The 1,561-nt window shown below is 60.3% G+C and carries 1 protein-coding gene; it reads left to right on the forward strand.

Features of this window, described 5'->3' with window-relative positions; genetic code table 11:
- Positions 1–98: 98 nt before the first annotated feature.
- Positions 99–1,561: IS1182 family transposase (locus K6T12_RS21380; protein WP_222225000.1), on the forward strand; the 1,463-nt coding region annotated here is incomplete at its 3' end.

A 1,561-nucleotide genomic window follows, 5' to 3' on the forward strand; every position in this document is an offset into this window, starting at 1 on the left:
GGCGTTGAGGCTGTCGGATAAGTCCTACAGCCCTTGGTCTGCGGAGCTGGAAGCCGCTACAATCGCCAGATAGAACTTTACCGCAGAGGGTGCAAGGGATGGCACGGTACAAGCACTACGACTACAACCAGACCAAGATGATTCCGCTGCGGTTTGCGGATCAGATCCAGCCCGGCACCTTTGAATATACCCTCAGCCATGTGGTCGATAACGACCTCGACCTGACGCCGTTTGAATCCCGTTACCGCAACGATTACAACGGCGCGCCGGCCTACGATCCGGCCATCCTGCTGAAAATCGTCCTGTTCGCCTATTCGCGGGGGATCACCTCCAGCCGCAAGATCGCCCAGGCCTGCCGGGAGAATGTGCTCTTTATGGCGCTGTCGGCAGACAGCCAACCACATCACAGCACCATCGCCGACTTCGTCAGCCGTATGAAGGATGTGATCGCCCCGCTGTTCACCCAGGTACTGATGGTCTGCGATGGCATGGGGCTGATCGGTCGAGAAATGTTCGCCATCGACGGCTGCAAATTGCCGTCAAATGCCTCCAAAGAGTGGAGCGGCACCCGGGCCGAGCTGACTCGCAAGCAGCACAAGATCGACGGCGCGGTGGAGCGGATGCTGACGACGCATCAGGCCCAGGACCAGCAGCTCGAGCCCGAAGTACAGCAGAAACAGGTCCAGCAGATCGAGAAGTTGGAGCGGGTCAGCGCCAAGATAAAAAAGCACTTGGCGACCGAACCGGAACGGCTCGGTCGCCGCGGGACACCGATTAAAAGCAATATCACCGACCCGGACAGTGCCAAGATGAAAACGGCCAAGGGCGTGATCCAGGGCTACAACGGCGTCGCCGCCGTAGACAGCAAACACCAGATCATCGTCCATGCCCAGGCCTACGGCGCCGGCCAGGAACAGCACACCCTGAGCCCGATGCTGTTCGGCATCCGGCGCCAGTTCCGGGCCCTGCCCGAGAGCGATCCCTTTATCCTGCGCAAGGCCAGGGTAACCGCCGACAGCGGCTTCCACAGCGAAGCCAACATGAAGCTGATCTACCGGCTGGGGATCGACGGCTACATCGCCGACAACCAGTTCCGCAAACGCGATCCGCGCTTCATCGACTCGACCACCTATAACCAACAGCAGGCCAAGCGGCGCAAGGAGCGAGGAAGCCAGTTCAAACGCTTCACGCCGGCCGACTTCGACTACGATCCGGTGAACCAGAGCTGTCGTTGCCCGGCGGGCAAGCCGATGTGGCTGAGCCTGAAGGGCCCGGTGGCGGGCCGGGAGGTGATCCGCTTCCAGGGCTACCGCAAACAGTGCCGCGTCTGCCCCCTGAAAGCCCGCTGTCTGCGCAACCCAAATCAGCAGGAAGGGCGACAGGTCAGCTTCTACCCCGAGGCGAGGCAAAAAGACGCCAGCTACATCGACAAGATGAAAGAGAAGATCGATAGCCCGATGGGGCGTCACCTGTACAGCGAGCGTTTGGGTACGGTGGAACCGGTGTTCGGTAATATCAACACCAACAAGGGGCTGAAACGCTTCACCTTGAGAGGTGAAGG

The organism is Marinobacterium arenosum, from assembly GCF_019795155.1.
Taxonomy (GTDB): domain Bacteria; phylum Pseudomonadota; class Gammaproteobacteria; order Pseudomonadales; family Balneatricaceae; genus Marinobacterium_C; species Marinobacterium_C arenosum.